The sequence below is a fragment of the Pseudooceanicola sediminis genome (assembly GCF_003575965.1).
Taxonomy (GTDB): Bacteria; Pseudomonadota; Alphaproteobacteria; order Rhodobacterales; family Rhodobacteraceae; genus Pseudooceanicola; species Pseudooceanicola sediminis.
Window position 1 is genome coordinate 1 of the sequence record NZ_QWJJ01000012.1, and the last position, 18,053, is coordinate 18,053.

The following is an 18,053-nucleotide window of genomic DNA, read 5'->3' on the forward strand; positions in this document are numbered from 1 at the left end:
TTGCCCCGCGCTTGCCCCGCCGCTTGCCCCGCCGCTTACCCCGCGTGGCGCCAGGTGCGCGTTTACCGAAACCCCGCGCCGCTCCACGTCCTGCGGCGCCAGCCCCCCAGCCCCCCAGCCGCGCATCCCCGCAGATCGACACGCCTGCCCTCGCCTGCCCGGCACGCCGGCGGCGTCTCGCCAGCTCAGGCCGCCCCCGGGCCGTCCGCAGGCCTGTCGCGCCCTTTCTACCCAATATCCCTGAGTTGCCTTGCGGTATCAGAATGCGCATTCTTCGCGCTTTGGTGGTGCGATTTTTCCAGGGGCGCTTGTATTGCGCAAAACGATGACCACCTGCGATCAATTCTTCGCTATAAAATAAATTTCGGAACGATGGGTACCGATCATGCGTTTGATACCGTTTATCTCTGCCCTGCTGGTCGTCGCCGCGCTTTATCTGCTGCTGCTTGAGCGTGACGCGCTGATGACCTTTGCCCGTGGCGAAGGGCTCGATCGGGCCATCGCCGTGGCCAGAAGCGCCGAGGCCGCGCCCCGCCCCTCGCCAGCCGGACAGGACGCCCAGGCGAATGCCGCACAGGACACCAACACGCAGCCCCAGGGCGCGTCGGAAAGCGCGGGCACCCAAACCATGGTACCGGATGCGACTGGCCCGGACACGACTGGCCCAGACACGACCGACACTCAAATCGCTGCCGCCGATGCTGCCGCGTCGGATGCAGAGGCAGATGACCAGGAACCGGTGCGCGTCGTGGCCTTGCACAGCACCGCCCGGATGGTCGACAGCGCCGTCCTGCTGCGCGGCCAGACCGAAGCGGCCCGCTCCGTCGAACTGCGCTCGGAAACCAGCTCGATCGTGGAATCCGAACCGCTGACCAAGGGCACGATGGTCCACAAGGGCGACCTGCTGTGCAAACTCGAATCCGGCACCCGTGAAACCGCCCTCGCCGAAGCCCAGGCGCGTCTGGCCGAAGCCGAAACCGGCCCCCCCACGGACGAGGCCCGCGTCGCCGAGGCCGAAGCCCGCCTCGAAGAGGCCCAGATCAATTTCAATGCCGCCGAAAAGCTTTCGGACAGCGGCTTCGCCTCCAACACGACCCTTGCCTCTGCCCGCGCCTCCGTCCGTTCCGCCGAGGCCACGCTGGCCGCCGCACGCGCCGGTCTTTCCAGCACCCGCGCCGCGATCCAATCGGCCCGCGCCGCCGTGGCGACCGCGCAAAAGGAAATCGACCGCCTTGCCATTCATGCCCCCTTCGACGGCCTGCTTGAATCCGACACGGCAGAGCTGGGCTCGTTCCTCCAGGCCGGCGGCCTCTGCGCCACGGTGATCGGCCTCGATCCGATCCGTCTGGTCGGCTACATGCCCGAAACGGATGTCGAACGCGCCCGCATCGGTGCACCGGCCCAGGCCCAGCTTTCGGCCAGCGGCACGCAGGTGACGGGCCAGGTCACCTTCCTGTCCCGTTCGGCCGATCCCACCACCCGCACCTTCCGGGTCGAGGTCACGGTCCCCAACCCCGATTTCGCCATCCGCGACGGCCAGACCGCATCCATCGCGATCCAGGCGCCGGGCGTCGACGCGCACCTGCTGCCGCAATCGGCCCTGACCCTGAACGATGACGGCACCCTCGGCGTCCGCGTCGTGGCCGACGACGACCGCGCGGCTTTCGTCCCCGTGTCTCTGCTGCGCGACACCGCCGACGGCGTCCTGCTGACGGGCCTTCCCGAAAACGCCGACGTCATCACCATCGGCCAGGAATACATCGTCGCCGGCGTCCCCGTGCTGCCCACCTTCACCGATCCGGACGCCCCCGCAGCGGAGCCGCTCCAATGACCAGCGTCGTCGACTGGGCCGCCTCGCGCGCCCGCATGATCCTCGCCTTCATCGCGTTGTCCCTGCTGGCCGGCGGCTATACCTACGCCAGCCTGCCGAAAGAAGGCGAGCCGGACATCGAGATCCCCGCCCTCTTCGTCTCGGTCCCCTTCCAGGGCATCTCGGCGCAGGACAGCGAAACCCTGCTGGTCAAACCGATGGAGACCCAGTTCTCCGATCTGGACGGCCTCAAGACGATGACCTCGACCGCCGCCGAAGGCTATGCAGGCGTCGCGCTCGAATTCGAATTCGGCTGGGACAAGACCAAGACCATGGCCGATGTCCGCGACGCCATGGGCAAGGCCGAAGGCGATTTCCCCGAAGGCGCCGACACCTATACCGTCAACGAAATCAACTTCTCCGAATTCCCCATCATCATCGTCAACCTGACCGGCTCGGTCCCCGAACGCACCATGGTCCGCGTTGCCAAGGCCCTTCAGGAACAGGTCGAAGGCCTGGACGCCGTCCTCGAAGCCGGCATCGCAGGCGAGCGTGACGAGATGGTCGAGGTCCTGATCGACCCCCTCCGACTTGAGAGCTACAACGTCACCGCCAACGAACTGCTCTCGGTCGTGCGCAACAACAACCAGCTGATCGCGGCCGGAGAGGTCGACAGCGCCGAGGGCACCTTCGCCATCAAGATCCCCGGCTCCTTCGACGACGTGCGCGACATCTACGCCCTGCCGGTGAAACTCAACGGCGACCGCGTCGTGACCCTGGGCGACCTCGCCACCATCCGCCGCACGTTCGAGGACCGCACCGGCACCGCCCGCTTCAACGGCACCCGGACCGTGGCCCTGCAGGTGGTCAAGCGCAAGGGCTACAACCTGATCGACACCGCGGCCGAGGTGAAACGCCTCGTCACCGACAGCGCACAGGCCTGGCCCGAGCAGTTGCGCGCCTCGGTGCACGTCGGCACCTCGAACGATCAGAGCCGCGTCGTCGCCTCGATGGTCAGCCAGCTCGAAGGTTCGGTGCTGACCGCCATCGCGCTGGTGATGATCGTCGTCCTCGCCGCCCTCGGGCCGCGTCCCGCGCTGCTGGTCGGCTTTTCCATCCCCACGTCGTTCCTGCTGTGTTTCGTGCTGCTGGGAATGATGAATATCACCATTTCCAACATCGTCATGTTCGGGCTGATCCTGGCCGTCGGGATGCTGGTCGACGGGGCCATCGTGGTGGTGGAATACGCCGACAAGCGCATATCTGAGGGCGCTGGCCCGATGCATGCCTATGTCGAGGCCGCCAAGCGCATGTTCTGGCCCGTCGTCTCCTCCACCGCGACGACGCTCTGCGCCTTTCTGCCGATGCTGTTCTGGCCCGGCGTGGTGGGGCAGTTCATGGGGATGCTGCCGGTCACGCTGATCTTCGTGCTCTCGGCCTCGCTGGTGGTGGCGCTGATCTACCTGCCGGTGATGGGCGGCGTCATCGGCCGCGTCTCGCGCAGTTTTGCGCGAAGCTCGGACGCGCTGCGGCGCGCCCTGCCCTGGGCGGCGCGCGCCGCGCTGGTGCCCCTGGCCATCTACGCGATGTTCCTCGGCGCGATGCAGGTGATCAACCCCGCCTACCTGCCCGGCGTGCCCCCGCTGCCCGGCATCCTCGCCCCTGTTCCGGGCATCGTGCTGTTCCTGCTGGCCGCCTTCGCCGCCTCGATCAGCCTTGGCGCCGCCCGCCTCGACTGGCGCAAACCGCGCATTCAGGGCGGCCACCGCCGCACCGCCTTCGGCTGGGTGATCAAGGCGATCACGGGCAATCCGATCATGCCCCTGGTCACCATCGCCGCCGTCATCGCCTTCATCATGGGCACGTTCAGCTATTACGGCACGCACAGCAAGGGCGTGGAGTTCTTTGTCGAAAGCGAACCCGAACAGGCCATCGTCTACGTGCGCGGGCGCGGCAACCTCAGCCTGGCGCAAAAGGATGCGCTCGTGGCCGAGGTCGAACAGATCGTCCTGGCCCATCCCGGCGTGAAAAACGCCTTTGCTTTCGCCGGTGACGGCGGGCTGAACTCCAACACCGGCGGCGCCGAGGCCCCCCTCGACACCATCGGCCAGGTCCAGCTTGAAATCATTCCCTGGGAAGATCGCCGCGACCGTCCCGACCTCGACGGCAACCGGGTGATCGACGAACTCACCGCCGCCGCCTCGGCTGTGCCCGGCATCAAGATCGAGATCCTGGCGGGCGACATGGGGCCGGCCTCGGCAAAACCCGTGCACCTGCGCCTGATCGGCGATGACTGGGATCAGCTCATCGCGGCCACCACGCTGGCGCGCGCCGAATTCGAACGCCTCGACGGTCTGACCCTGATCGAAGACACCCTGCCCCTGCCCGGCATCGACTGGCAGATCGACGTCGATGTCGAAAAGGCCGGGCGCTACGGCGCCGATGTCGCCACGGTCGGCGCCATGGTCCAGCTGATCACCCAGGGCCTGCTGCTCGACACCATGCCCGTCGACAGTTCCGACGAAGAGATCGAGATCCGCCTGCGCCTGCCGCCCGAAGACCGCGTGCTCTCCACCCTCGACACGCTCAAGGTGCGCACCCCGCAGGGCCTCGTGCCGCTGTCCAACTTCATCACGCGCCAACCCGTCGCCAAGCTGGCGCAGATCAAGCGGGTCGGCCAGAAACGCTTCTTCGACGTCAAGGCCGGCGTGGCCACCGGCCTGACCACCCCGGTGACGGACCCCGACACCGGCACGACGACCGAGGTTCCGGTCACCCCCTCCGAACGGATCGAAAAACTCACCACATGGCTCGACAGCGGCGTCCTTCCGCCCGGTGTCAGCTATGAATGGACCGGCGACCAGGAAGACCAGGAAGAAAGCCAGACCTTCCTGATGACCGCCTTCTCGGCAGCGCTGGCCCTGATGTTCATCATCCTGCTGGCGCAGTTCAACAGCTTCTACAACGCGGCCCTGGTGCTGCTGGCGGTGGTGATGTCGACGGCCGGCGTGCTGATCGGCATGCTGGTGATGGACCAGGCGTTCTCGATCATCATGACCGGCACCGGCATCGTCGCGCTGGCGGGCATCGTGGTGAACAACAACATCGTGCTGATCGACACCTACCAGGAATACTCCGGCTACATGCCCCGGATCGAAGCGATCATCCGCACAGCCGAGGATCGCATCCGCCCGGTGCTGCTGACCACCATCACCACCATGGCGGGCCTCGCCCCGATGATGTTCGGCCTCAGCCTCGATTTCATCGGCGGCGGCTACTCGATCGACAGCCCGACGGCGCTCTGGTGGAAACAGCTCGCCACGGCAGTGGTCTTCGGGCTCGGCATCGCCACGGTGCTGACGCTGGTCTTCACCCCGTCGATGCTGGCGCTGCGCGTCTGGCTCACCACCTACGCGCACTGGGTGGCGCGCCTGCTGGCGCGGCTTTCCTTCGGACGCGGCAGTCGTGCGGCGCAGGACTGGGCCTTGCGCCGGGCCGCGCGGCGCACCCGTGCCCCCGAAATCCTCTGGCCGCTGGAGGACCAGGACACGCCCCGCTCCACCCTGCGCGCCGCGGAATAGTCCGCAAGCGCCGCACCGCTCGGCTACCGTTCAGATACCGCCCAAATACCGACGTCCGAAATCAGCGTTTTCAAGGGCTTGTACCCCGTATACCGACGTGTCTCACCGACACGCCCGGCTCCCTCGTCATCTGGCCCCAAATACCCAAACGGCAGTCGCACCAACCAGGCGCGACATCGACCCGTCAGCGCCCCCCGGACGGGCTGTAAAATCAGGCCGCGTCCTCTGCCTCCGCCGATTGCTTCTGCCACAAGGACGCATAGCGCCCATTGCGCATCAGCAGCTCGACGTGGGTTCCCTCCTCCACGACAAGCCCCTGTTCCAGAACGACAATCCGGTCGGCATCGGCAATCGTCGACAAACGGTGCGCAATGGTCAGCACCGTCCGCCCCTCACCGGCCAGGGTCAGCGCCGACTGGATCTCGCCCTCGGTATCGGTATCAAGCGCCGACGTCGCCTCGTCCAGCAACAGGATCGGCGGGTTCTTCAGCAGCGTACGCGCAATGCCGACCCGCTGCTTTTCCCCGCCCGACAGCTTCAGCCCACGCTCGCCCACACGGGTGTCGTACCCCTCCGGCAAGGACAGGATGAAATCGTGGATCTGCGCCGCCCGCGCCGCCGCTTCCACCTGCTCCCGCGTGGCATGATCGTGGCCGTAGGCGATGTTGTAACCCACTGTATCGTTGAACAAAACAGTATCCTGCGGCACCACGCCGATGGCCTCGTGCAGACTGTCCTGCGTCACGTCGCGCAGGTCTTGACCATCGATGCGGATGGCCCCGCCGGTGACGTCGTAGAACCGGAACAACAGCCGCCCGATGGTGGATTTCCCCGACCCGGATGACCCGACCAGCGCCACCTTCTGCCCCGGCGCCACCCGCAGCGACACGCCCTTCAGGATCACCCGCTCCGGGTCATAGCCAAAGATCACATCATCCAGCTCGATCGCCCCGCCCGTCACCGCCAGACGCTTGGCGCCCGGCTTGTTCTGCACTTCGGCAGGCTGGTCCAGCAGCAGGAACATTTCGCCCATGTCCACCAATGCCTGACGGATCTCGCGGTACACGGTGCCCAGCATGTTCAGCGGCAGGGTGATCTGGATCATGTAGGAATTCACCAGCACGAAATCGCCCACGGTCAGCGTGCCATTCTGCACCCCGATCGCCGCCATCACCATCACGGCAACAAGGCCGATCGTGATCAGCAACGACTGCCCAAAGTTCAGAAAAGCCAGCGAATACGCGGTCTTGACCGCTGCTGCCTCGTACCCCGCCTGCGCATGATCATAGCGCCGCGCCTCGCGCGCCTCGGCGCCGAAATACTTGACCGTCTCGAAATTCAGCAGGCTGTCGACGGCCTTCTGGTTGGCGTCCGTGTCCTGATCGTTCATCACCTTGCGCAGCTTGACCCGCCACTCGGTCACCTTGAACGTGAACACGGTATAAAGCGCAATCACCGCCGCGACGACGACCAGGTAGCTGATATCGAACAGCGTCGCCAGGACGATGGCGATCATCAGCAGTTCGATGATAAGCGGCCCGATGGAGAAAAGCAGGAATCTCAGAAGGAATTCAACGCCCTTCACCCCACGCTCCACGATGCGGCTCAGCCCGCCGGTCTTGCGCGTCAGATGATAGCGCATCGACAGACGGTGAATATGCACGAAGGTTTCCAGCGCCAGCTTGCGCAGCGCACGCTGCCCGACACGCGCAAAGATCACGTCGCGCAGCTGTTGGAAGCCGACGCCCATCAGCCGCGCCATGCCATAAGCCACGGTTAACCCGACTGCGCCATAACCCAGCATCCAGGCCGCGCTGTCGCCGCCATCCTTTGCCAGCGCATCGACCGCCGCCTTGTAGAGAAACGGAGTCCCCACCGCCACGAGCTTGGCAATGAACAACACGAACAACGACAAGGCCACCCGACGTTTGATCCAGGGATGTTCAGCGGGCCACAGATAAGGCACGACGCGCGCCACGATCTTGCCACCGTTCTTGGGCATTTCGGTCGTCGTCAGCACGGAATGTCGCGGACTCATGCAGTTGGCTCCTTGTTCTGGCTGGCGCGATGGCTGGCCTGCCGCCCCTGCTTGCGGGCGTGGTCACGCAGATGCCGGTAGACGGCTCTGTCGCATCCGGCCGCTCCGGGCCGGGGCGAGGTATACCTTATCACCGCGGGAGTCCAACATTCCATGCGTATTTTGGCGGGTGCCACAGGTGACAGGGCGCACCGCTCATCCACAACCCCGCAGCGGCAGGTCAGAATTATTTCAAATCAATTCAACAGGATAGATGGAGATCCCGGCGTTCAGACCCACCGATCCGGCTATTCCGCCTCGGGGACGGTGAAAATCTGCCCCGGATAGATCAGATCGGGGTCACGGATCAGATCGCGGTTCGCCTCGAAAACCCGCACGTACAGAATACCTGCCCCATAGTTCTGCCGCGCAATCGCCCAAAGGGTCGAACCAGGCTGCACCGTGACCTGTGACACCTGGCCCCGGCTCATCAGCTCCGCTGCCTCCGGCTCGGCGCGTTTGAAGGGCGTTTCGACCCGGCTCAGCACCGTTCCGGCCTCATCCACCTCGTCGACCCGCAAACGGTAGACCCCGGTATCGACCTCCGGCAGCGTGGTCCCCCATTGGCCGTCGGTTTCGATCTGCGTCGTCGTGTTGGGCCTGTCATCCAGGTAGACCCGCACAAAGGCCCCCGGCGTTCCCCGGCCCGACAACACCACCTCGCCAACCGCATCATACGAGATCGTGTCGAGCTGCACGGACCCCGGCACACTTGGCGCCGCGCCGTTTTGCAGCACACGCACGCCGTCGGGGTCCGCCAGCAGCACCGTCGCAGCACCGTTGGGCGGCAAGGCAGCACCTGTCTCGGTCGCCCCCTCCGCCGGCGGCAGAACGGACGTGGGGGCAGCCACGTTCGCTGCAACGGGTGCGGCGCTCGGCAGCTCGCCGGTCTGATCCGCCTGCTCAATGGCAGGATCAGTATCGACAGGCGCAGGCGTCGGCGCGGCACCTGCGGTGGCTTCGCCGGTACCAGATGCCGATGCACTGACATCCCGTTCGGCCGCGCCCGCCAACTGCGCGTCTGCGACATCGCCAGTAAGTTGTTCACCTTCCTCGGCTTCAGGTCCCTCGGTCACTTCGGGCTGTTCGGCAGCTTGCGCCAGCGCCTCGCCTGCCGCAGCGGCCTCGCTCGGTGCCAGGATCACCTGCTCGACAGAGCTGACCTCGCCCTCCCCCTTCGGGCCGTGCATGATCAACGTCATCACCCGCGGCGCATCGCTCTGCCCCAGGTCCAGAAACGAGACAAAGCGCCCGTCCCCGCCGGCAATCGGGCGATCCATCTCCGTTCCGTCCAGCAGCACGGACACCGGCCAATCCGGCGCGCCAGCCCCTGCCACCAGGGCCGTGCCATCCGGTTCGATCCGCACCACGTCGAAACGCGGCGGTGCGGGCAAAGGGGGCAAGGGCGCGGTTTGTCCGACGACGCTGTCGTCTGCCGCTTGTCCCGCATCTTCGGTCACCGCTTCAGGGGCTGTTGCCGCAGTTTCGGTAGCCTGCTGCGCCGTGGTTTGCGAGGCGGGGGTTTGCGAGGCGGTGGTTTGCGCCGACGTCGCTTCGACCTGGGCCGCGGGGGCCGAGATGACAGGACCGGCGGTCTCAGGGGCGGGTGTTTTGGGACCGATCCAGCCGAACTGAATGGCCGCCGCCCCTCCGACGACGAAAACCGTCGCGGCGGCAACGCCCGGCCATCCTGCAAATTCCCCCGATTTCACGTGTCATCCCCCAACAACATCGCCGCTGAACGCGGTTGAGCACATATATCAAGCGGGTTAACAACGGTCAAAAGCGCAATGGTCTCAAGGAGTGCCCAGCCATGACGAAACCCTCGATCTGTGTCTATTGCGGCTCACGTCCGGGGGTCCGGCCCGTATATGTGGCACAAGCTGCGCGGTTCGGGCGGTTGTTGGCAGAGAGGGATTGGCGACTGGTGTATGGTGCCGGGGATGTCGGCCTGATGGGAGAGGTCGCCCGCGCCGCACAAGCAGGCGGCGCCGAAACCTTTGGCGTGATCCCGACCCACCTTGTTTCCGCCGAGGCCGGAAAGCGCGACCTGACCCGTTTCGTGATCACCGAAACCATGCACGAGCGCAAGAAGGTGATGTTCATGAACAGCGACGCGATCGTCGTGCTGCCGGGTGGCGCGGGTACGCTGGATGAATTTTTTGAAGTTCTGACATGGCGCCAACTGGGTCTGCACGCCAAACCCATCATCCTGCTAAATCCCGATGATTACTGGACCCCGCTGACCGACATGATGGCGCGGATCGTACAGGAAGGATTCGCAGATGCCTCGATGCTGGACATGACGCGCAGTGTGGATGATGCCGAGGCCGCGATGAACGCCCTCGCCACCATGCTTTCCTGACGCGCCGTCCTGAACGGCCCGAGGTCAGGCGGCGATCAGCCCATTGCGCAACTGGCGCTCGATTTCGTCAATGGGATGGTTCGTCAGGGTCTTCGGAACCTCTGCGATCACGCGCGCCGCAACTTCCTTGTGAAGCACCTGGCGCAGTTCTCCCAGTGTCTTGGGGGGCGCGATCAGGACGATCTGGTCGAACGCGCCGCGATGTGCACGCGCATACAGCAAGTGCGCCAGATCATCGGCAAACCGCTCTTTTGCCAATTCGTGCCAATCAGTGTCATCCAACGCGGATCGCTGTCCGGGGCCGCCGTCGCTCATCCGGCCGGGTCGGTTTGCGGATTGGTCTATGTCCTTGGGGTTTTCCTGTTCTTCCTTGCGAATGACCTGAAGAAACGGATCGGCCTCATCGGTCACGTTGCGCAGGAACAGGGCCTTTTCGCCATCTGCGACCAGAACCCATGCCTTGTGTGGAAGTCCGCTCATCTCAATTCCCCCGTCTCTGCTCTCTGGATCGAGTTACGTGTCATTTTGTGCGTCCTTTCATGCGGTTGCACGAGAATGAAACGCCCCCGGATCTGCGGCAGTTCCTGAACGACAAACCCCCGCGCATTGCTGCGCGGGGGTTTGCTCAAACGCGGTGTGGATTGCGCCGAAATCGGCCCGGGGCGCGCCAGGCATCCGGCGCAATCGCGTCAGATCACATGCGCGATGCGACGTTTTCCCAGTTCACCAGCTTGTCGAGGAAGTTCGACAGGTAGGCGGGACGCTTGTTGCGGAAATCGATGTAGTAGGAGTGTTCCCACACATCACAGCCCAGCAGCGCGGTTTGGCCAAAGCACAGCGGGTTGACGCCGTTTTCGGTCTTGGTGACCTTCAGCGCGCCATCTGTATCCTTGACCAGCCATGCCCAGCCGGAGCCGAACTGACCTGCACCGGCAGCGGAGAATTCTTCTTTGAATTTATCAACGGATCCGAACGCTTCGACCAGCGCCTTTTCCAGTTCGCCCGGCATGGCGGAGGTGCCCGGGCCCATCATTTCCCAGAACTGGTTGTGGTTCCAGAACTGCGAGGCGTTGTTGAAGATACCGTTCTGGGCAACGGCCTTGGGGTCGTAGGTGCCCTTGATGATCTCTTCGACGGACTTGCCTTCCCATTCGGTGCCGGCAATCGCCTTGTTGCCGTTGTCGACATAGGCCTTGTGGTGAATGTCGTGGTGATATTCCAGCGTTTCCTTGGACATGCCGAGGTCAGCAAGAGCATCGTGTGCATAGGGAAGATCAGGAAGTTCAAAAGCCATTTCTAGGGCCCCCTTTTCTGGAGTTCGTTAATGCGATGTGGCCTAAATGGTATTCCTGCACGGTGAAGGTCAAGGGGCGACACCCCTGCATCAATGCACAGGCGCCTCCCGGAGCGTTGCAGGGTTGTTTTCCCGACAACCCTGCTAAGCCCTTGTGCAGTCAGGCGAAAAGCCCGGCTTCGCTGCCCGGTTTTGCCGCATCCGCAAGAATGGTGAAAACATAGTCTGCGACCGAGCGGAAGCAGATCAGCTCGACCCGTCCCGGTGCGGGCAACCACAGCGCTGCGGGCACCTGCGCCAGGCGGGTACGGCGGAACATGCCCGGGCGGAACTGCTGCGGATCCATGTCGACCGGCGCCAGCTTGGCCACCACTTCGCGCACCAGCGCATCCGGGCCGGTGATCGAAAAGATCGAGCGCGCCTGGCTGACATCGACCGCCGTAGCGAACGGGTCGCGCAGCGTCGTGTCCAGCGTTTCCAGTGCCGCGGGAAGGTCCGCCAGCGGAACCATCACCATCAGCTCGTCCGGTGACATCCAGGCGATCGCCTTTTCCGTCATCACCGTCACTTCGCGTGGCCCGGGCATGTCCAACCCGGTCACCGTGGTTGCCCCCTTAGCCAGCGGGCCTGAAAGATCGCCCCGCAGGGTAATCATCCCGCGCATCGGTTCTTCGGCGATACGCACGTAGCCGTCATAGCTGGCACCGTGCAGTGCGCCCACTGGCGTCGGTCCTGTCATGTCAGACATTCTGCTTGTCTCCCGCCTTGTCGTAGAACACCGGGTCGACGACCTTGGCCGCCACCGCATTGCCGCTTATCCGGGTCACCTGCACGATGTCGCCCATCCGTGTCATGCCACCCTTGAGAAGGCCCATGGCGATGCCGCGCCCCAGCGTCGGGGAATAATAGGTCGAGGTGATGCGGCCCTGCATGTTGCGCTGGTCCTTGTCGTTCTGGCCGTCGGCCAACACATAGGCACCATCCTCGATGACGCTGCCGTCAACCGTTTCCAGCCCGACCAGCTTCCAGCGGTTCGGGTCTGCCAGGTGGCTGCGCAACTGACCCCGCTTGCCCAGAAAATCCTCTTTCTTCTTCGAGATCGCCCAATCCAGGTTCAGATCCTGCGGAATGACTGTCCCGTCCGTTTCGTCCCCGATCATGATAAAGCCCTTTTCGGCGCGCATCACGTGCAGCGCCTCGGTGCCATAGGTCACGGCATCAAACGCCCGCCCTGCCTCGACCAGCGACTGCCACAGCGCCATGCCCTGTCCGGCAGGCACTGCCAGTTCATAGCTCAGTTCGCCGGAAAAGCTGATCCGGTAGAGGCGCGCGGGAATGCCCGCAACGGTGCGATCGACCCAGGTCATGAATGGCAGCGTTTCCGCATCGATGCCCGGTGTGCCCAGCACCTCCAGCAGTTGCCGCGCTTGCGGTCCGACGACGCCGATCTGGGCGTATTGTTCGGTCACGTTGACGACATGCGCCTTGAGATCCCACCATTCGGTTTGCAGCCATTCCTCCATGTGGGCCTGAATGCGGTCGGCACCGCCGGTGGTGGTGTGGCAAAGGAAGGTGTTTTCGTCGATCCGCGCGACCACGCCATCGTCCATCAGGAAACCGTTTTCGTCGCACATGAGGCCATAACGGCAGCGGCCGGGTTTCAGTGTGCTCATCATGTTGGTGTAGAGCAGATCCAGGAACTTGCCTGCATCCGGCCCCTTGACGATCAGCTTGCCAAGGGTCGACGCATCCAGCAGACCGACACGATTGCGGGTTCCGTTCACCTCCCGGATCACCGCATCATGCGCGCTTTCCCCGGCCTGAAGATAGCAGTAGGGCCGTCGCCAGTGGCCCACGGGTTCCCATTTCACGCCATGTTCCTCGTGCCAGGCATGAAGCGGAGTCCGCCGCAGCGGCTGAAAGGCGGCGTCGCGTGCGCCCCCCGCGATCGAGCCGAGCGAAATTGGCGTGTAGGGCGGGCGGAACGTGGTTGTCCCCACCTGCGGAATGGCCTCATTCAAAGCATTAGAAAGAACAGCAAGGCCGTTGATATTGCTCAACTTCCCTTGATCCGTCGCCATGCCGAGCGTTGTATAACGCTTGGCGTGCTCGACGCTCTCGAAGCCTTCTTGGGCCGCCAGCTGAATATCGGACACCTTCACATCGTTCTGATAATCCAGCCAGGATTTCGAGCGCAGTTTTTCTGTCGCTCCTGCGGGCATCACCCAAACCGGGGCAAGCGGAATTTCCGCAACATCCTCGACACTTGGCGCAGCCTGTTCAACCGGGTCGTAACCGGCGGCCTGCACGGCAGAGTGCCCGGCGGAACGGGCATCGTCCAACACCTCGGACAGGCTCAGTGCGCCGTTTGCGGAACCTGCGCAGGTCACGAAGGGTTTGCCGTCGTGACTGGTCGGCGCGCGCGATCCGTCTGGGCGGAACATGGCCTTCGTATCATCCCAAACCAGCTTGCCACCGCAGTGCGACCACAGGTGCACGACAGGCGACCAGCCGCCCGACATCGCCACGGCGTCGCAGGCGATCTCCTCGATCACCGCGCCGCCGCCCGCTTGCGCGCAGATGGCAACGCCAGTCACGCGCTTGCCGCCCGACACATGCGCCACGGCCCGATTGTGTTCGACACGGATGCCCATCTCGCGGGCGCGGATCGCCAGGTCACCGCCCCCGGCGCTGCGCGCGTCAAGGATGATCGGAACCTCCAGCCCTGCGTCTTTCACCGCAAACGCAGTGCGATAGGCGTCGTCATTGTTGGTGACGATGGCAACCCGGTCGCCGGGTGAAACACCCAGGTCGACGATATAGTCGCGTACGGCAGCAGCCAGCATGACACCGGGAATATCGTTACCGGCAAACGCCAGCGGCCGTTCGATCGCGCCGGTTGCGGTCACGACCTGCGCGGCGCGGATGCGCCACAGACGGTGCCGCGGCACACCCGATTGCGGCGCGTGGTCTGTCAGGCGCTCATACCCCAGAACATAGCCATGATCATAAACCCCGGCCCCCATGCAGCGCAGGCGCATGGTGACGTTGGCCATTCCGGACAATTCACCCACCAGCGCGTCGATATGCGCGGCCACCGGGGCTCCGTCGACGTCGCCGCCATCTACGGGTGCGCGACCGCCCCAATGGGCGGTTTGTTCCATCAGCAGCACACGCGCACCGGCACGACCGGCCGCAACGGCAGCTGTCAGGCCTGCAATACCGCCGCCAATCACCAGGACATCCGCAAAGGCGTAGAGGTGCTCGTAGGTGTCCGCATCCTTTTCAGTCGGCGCCTTGCCCAGACCCGCCGACTTACGGATGATCGGCTCGTAAACATGCTTCCAAAAGGCGCGCGGCCCCATGAAGGTCTTGTAGTAGAAGCCCGCCGGAAAAAATCTCGACAACTTGCTGTTGATCGCACCAACATCGAATTCCAGGCTGGGCCAGTGGTTCTGGCTTGTCGCGCTCAGCCCGTCGAACAGCTCGGTCGTGGTGGCGCGCTGGTTCGGCTCGAACCGCCCACCTTCGCCCAGCCCGACCAGGGCGTTCGGCTCCTCCGCGCCCGACGCGACGATGCCACGCGGACGGTGATACTTGAACGACCGCCCCACCAGCATCTGGTCATTCGCCAGCAGCGCCGAGGCAAGCGTATCGCCCGCATAGCCGCTCATCTGCCGTCCGTTGAAGGTGAAACTCACCTTCTGGCTGCGGTCGATCTTACGTCCGCCTTTCGCAAGCCTGCTGCTCATCGCGCCTGCGCTCCCTTGTTGTCTGCTTTTGCATTGATTGCGTGAAAAACTGCGCTCACTGGACATCCCGCCATTTGAAGCCCGGACGTTTGTCGCGGATCTGTTTCAGCAGGTCTTCGGGCGGGGCCAGGGTTTGTGCAGAATAGGTGCCAAAAACTTCAAGCGTTGCCGTATCGCGCGCCGCCATGAACCATTTTCCGCATCCCGTCACATGGCGCCAGCGTTCGAAATGAACGCCCTTTGGATTTTCGCGGTGGAACAGATAGGTCTCGAACGCGGCATCCTCCGACGATGGGCCTGCGCGTTTGACATGGGCTTCACCGCCGCCATGAAATTCGGTTTCCTCGGCGGTGACACCGCAGCAGGGACATTCAAGCAGCAGCATCACGCAACTCCATAGCTGAAGAAACGCCCGCAAACGATTGGATTGCGAACGAAAAAAGACCGGACGCACGAAGCGCCCGGCCAAAAGGACAGGTTAGGGACAAGGTCGAAGTCAGGACCCGTCAGGAAGATCGATCTGAATTTCCGGCTCATCCGCGCCAGGCAGATCGCCGCCGGAATAGAGATACCAGATAAGGCCCGCCAAAACGACGACCACTGCGCCAAGAATAAAGGCGATACCGCTATTCCCAGATTTTTCAGCCATTTGAATCCCTTTCTTCTTCCAGGCAGTGAAAGAAGAACGCCGGATTGCGCCGCTCGGTTCCCGCGCACGGGCAGACAAAGCCGAACCTGGGCGCCAACCTGATATCGAAGGCCGATATTATCCTGAAACGACGACACGTCGACTTGATCCTTTTCCGCATCCTTTTCCGCGCCGCGTTCTGCGTCAGACGTGCCGGCGCATGTCGCACCCGCACCGTCGCGCGGCGAGGGATGGAAAAGAGCGGACCCAGTGATCGCATCATCGCAAAGCCGTCCCTGCGCGATCGCGCCCGCGCCCTTCGATGACCGGGAACCAAAAGGCGGGCTCGCGCGTTGTGCTTCATATTTGGGCGACCAAAGCGTCGCCGCCCCCCTCAGAACTGTTGGCGTTAACCGGACCTCAGTGGTTTGCTGTACCTTGGAGGAGCAACGCAGACATTTCTGAAACTGCGATGGAGATTGAGCAGCATGACTGACACGATCGACTTCCCAATCGAACACGCCACACGCAAGGCGATCCGTTTTACCATCCTCGACACGCTGGACGAACTGCCGGACGCCCCGGGCCTCTACGTCCTGATGGGCGCAGAACCGGGCGGGACGCCCCGTCCGCTGGCCTTCGGCCACGTTGACGGCAAGCTGTCGCGGCATCTTCCCCATCAACCGGAATTCGCGGCGGCGCTGCGTCAGGGGTTCACCTTTGCCGCCGTTGCCGAACCTGTTCCGGGATGTGACAGCGCCCGGCTCGCGGACCAGCTGGGACGCGCGCACGACGCCCCGATCAACGCGATGCAGAACGCCTTGCGCGATATCGAAGCCGCCCAGTTGATCAGCGTGCCGAATACGATGATGCCCCTCGCGGCGGAATAACGGACTCAGCCGCGCCGGGGTGGAGACAACAGATGGCAAGGCACGGTGCCGCGTCAGCGTGCCAACGACGCTGACGTCTGCGTTCTTGCACAACATGGAATTCAGTCCAGCAAACATGATCCGCCCCGACACTTTCACCAGCTCACCATGATCCGACCAGCAGGGTCACGCGGTGAGCTGAATATTCGCTCGCTCTTCTAATGTGCCACGCCCGCGGCCACGCTTTCATCGATAAAGCGCCCCTCGCGGAACCGATCCAGACCGAACCCCTTTGCCAGAGGCCCCGGCGTCCCTTTTGCCATCATGTCGGCCATCGCCCAGCCGGATCCGGGGATCGCCTTGAAGCCGCCCGTTCCCCAACCGCAGTTGATGAAACAATTGCCAAGTGGCGTGCGCGAGATGATGGGCGAACGATCCCCGGTCATGTCCACGATCCCGCCCCACTGGCGCAACATCTTGAGCCGCGACACCATCGGAAACGTCTCGACAAGCGAGCGTACGGTTTCCTCGACATGATGGAAGGACCCGCGCTGCGTGTAATTGTTGTAGCCGTCCGCCCCGCCACCAATCACCATCTCGCCCTTGTCGGACTGGCTCATGTATCCGTGGACTGTATTGGCCATGACGACCACGTCCATGCAGGGCTTGATCGGTTCGCTGACCAGCGCCTGCAAGGCGACACTCTCGATCGGCAGACGGAACCCGGCCATCTGCGCCAGCACACCGGAATGCCCCGCCACGACGATGCCCAGCTTGCCGCATCCGATCCGGCCCTTGGTCGTCTGGACACCCGAGACATTGCCATCCGCGCCGGTTTCGACACCTGTGACCTCGCATTGCTGAATGATGTCCATCCCCATGCCGGAACACGCCCGGGCATAGCCCCACGCCACGGCATCGTGCCGCGCGGTACCGCCGCGCGCCTGGTACAATCCGCCCAGAACCGGATAACGCGGTCCATGCAGGTTGATGATCGGCACCAATTCCTTGACGCGTTCCGGAGTGATGTATTCCGTCGTGACGCCTTGATGGGCATTGGCATGGGCGGTTCGCTTGTACCCGCGCACTTCGTGTTCGGTCTGCGCCAGCATGATAACGCCGCGCGGGCTGAACATGATGTTATAGTTCAGGTCCTGGCTCAGCCCTTCGTAGAGTGAGCGGGCTTTTTCATAGATCGCCGCGGAATCGTCCTGAAGATAATTCGACCGGATGATCGTCGTGTTGCGCCCGGTATTGCCGCCGCCCAGCCAACCCTTTTCGATGATCGCGACATTCGTGATGCCGAAATTCTTGCCCAGGTAATACGCCGTGGCCAAACCATGCCCCCCTGCGCCCACGATGACCACGTCATAGCGGTCCTTGGGTTTGGGGGACCGCCATGCACGCTCCCATCCGGTGTGATGGCGGGCCGCTTCGCGGGCGATGGCAAAGGCAGAGTAACGTTTCATCGGCATCTCACTGAGGACAGAGAAGTCAGGGGGAACGGGCGTCGGGGCGGCGGTATTTTCAAGGCGGGCCGTGCAATCGGGCACGCGGTTTTGGGCAAGAGACTCAGCGGCAGACCAGCGGCCCTCCGTTTCGCAGACCCTAGCCATTTGACCGTCGTTGCCACGCCGCAAACCGTCACAATACCGTGCGCTTGCGACATGGCCTGTC

The 18,053-nt window shown here is 63.8% G+C and carries 13 protein-coding genes; 4 read left to right on the plus strand and 9 right to left on the minus strand.

Going from position 1 to position 18,053, the window contains the following annotated elements; all coding sequences use genetic code 11:
- Positions 1-385: 385 nt before the first annotated feature.
- A complete protein-coding gene (locus DL237_RS13720; RefSeq protein ID WP_233544999.1) occupies positions 386-1,831 on the plus strand; it encodes an efflux RND transporter periplasmic adaptor subunit in 1,446 nt (481 codons plus the stop codon).
- A complete protein-coding gene (locus DL237_RS13725; RefSeq protein ID WP_119399653.1) occupies positions 1,828-5,391 on the plus strand; it encodes an efflux RND transporter permease subunit in 3,564 nt (1,187 codons plus the stop codon). The genes DL237_RS13720 and DL237_RS13725 overlap by 4 nt, the downstream gene beginning before the upstream one ends.
- 211 nt (positions 5,392-5,602) lie before the next feature.
- Here the strand turns inward: DL237_RS13725 and DL237_RS13730 are convergent, their stop codons facing one another.
- Positions 5,603-7,393 (minus strand): ABCB family ABC transporter ATP-binding protein/permease, encoded by a 1,791-nt coding sequence (locus tag DL237_RS13730; protein ID WP_407691916.1) that lies wholly within the window; start codon positions 7,391-7,393, stop codon positions 5,603-5,605.
- A gap of 323 nt (positions 7,394-7,716) precedes the next feature.
- Positions 7,717-9,180 (minus strand): LysM peptidoglycan-binding domain-containing protein, encoded by a 1,464-nt coding sequence (locus DL237_RS13735; RefSeq protein ID WP_233545000.1) that lies wholly within the window; start codon positions 9,178-9,180, stop codon positions 7,717-7,719.
- Positions 9,181-9,281: 101 nt separating this feature from the next.
- On the opposite strand from DL237_RS13735, the gene DL237_RS13745 reads away from it, so the two are divergent.
- Positions 9,282-9,833 (plus strand): LOG family protein, encoded by a 552-nt coding sequence (locus DL237_RS13745; RefSeq protein ID WP_119399656.1) that lies wholly within the window; start codon positions 9,282-9,284, stop codon positions 9,831-9,833.
- Positions 9,834-9,857: 24 nt separating this feature from the next.
- Here DL237_RS13745 and DL237_RS13750 read toward each other — a convergent pair whose 3' ends face one another.
- The 6 genes from DL237_RS13750 to DL237_RS20740 form a co-directional block, all read right to left on the minus strand.
- Positions 9,858-10,313, minus strand: a complete 456-nt coding sequence (locus DL237_RS13750) for a host attachment family protein (protein ID WP_119399657.1) — start codon at positions 10,311-10,313, stop codon at positions 9,858-9,860.
- Between the two features lie 214 nt (positions 10,314-10,527).
- Positions 10,528-11,127, minus strand: a complete 600-nt coding sequence (locus DL237_RS13755; RefSeq protein ID WP_119399658.1) for a superoxide dismutase — start codon at positions 11,125-11,127, stop codon at positions 10,528-10,530.
- Between the two features lie 160 nt (positions 11,128-11,287).
- A complete protein-coding gene (locus tag DL237_RS13760) occupies positions 11,288-11,875 on the minus strand; it encodes a sarcosine oxidase subunit gamma (RefSeq protein ID WP_119399659.1) in 588 nt (195 codons plus the stop codon).
- Positions 11,868-14,879, minus strand: a complete 3,012-nt coding sequence (locus DL237_RS13765; RefSeq protein WP_119399660.1) for a sarcosine oxidase subunit alpha family protein — start codon at positions 14,877-14,879, stop codon at positions 11,868-11,870. Before DL237_RS13765 ends, DL237_RS13760 begins: the two co-directional genes overlap by 8 nt.
- A 55-nt stretch (positions 14,880-14,934) precedes the next feature.
- Positions 14,935-15,264, minus strand: coding sequence for a sarcosine oxidase subunit delta (locus tag DL237_RS13770; RefSeq protein ID WP_119399661.1), 330 nt, complete (start codon positions 15,262-15,264; stop codon positions 14,935-14,937).
- Positions 15,265-15,375: 111 nt separating this feature from the next.
- Positions 15,376-15,528 (minus strand): hypothetical protein, encoded by a 153-nt coding sequence (locus tag DL237_RS20740; RefSeq protein ID WP_199672094.1) that lies wholly within the window; start codon positions 15,526-15,528, stop codon positions 15,376-15,378.
- A 467-nt stretch (positions 15,529-15,995) separates the two neighbouring features.
- Between DL237_RS20740 and DL237_RS13780 the strand changes: the two genes are divergently transcribed.
- Positions 15,996-16,397, plus strand: a complete 402-nt coding sequence (locus DL237_RS13780; RefSeq protein ID WP_119399663.1) for a hypothetical protein — start codon at positions 15,996-15,998, stop codon at positions 16,395-16,397.
- Between the two features lie 197 nt (positions 16,398-16,594).
- On the opposite strand, the gene DL237_RS13785 is transcribed toward DL237_RS13780, so the two are convergent.
- Positions 16,595-17,845, minus strand: coding sequence for a sarcosine oxidase subunit beta family protein (locus DL237_RS13785; protein ID WP_119399664.1), 1,251 nt, complete (start codon positions 17,843-17,845; stop codon positions 16,595-16,597).
- Positions 17,846-18,053: the final 208 nt, after the last annotated feature.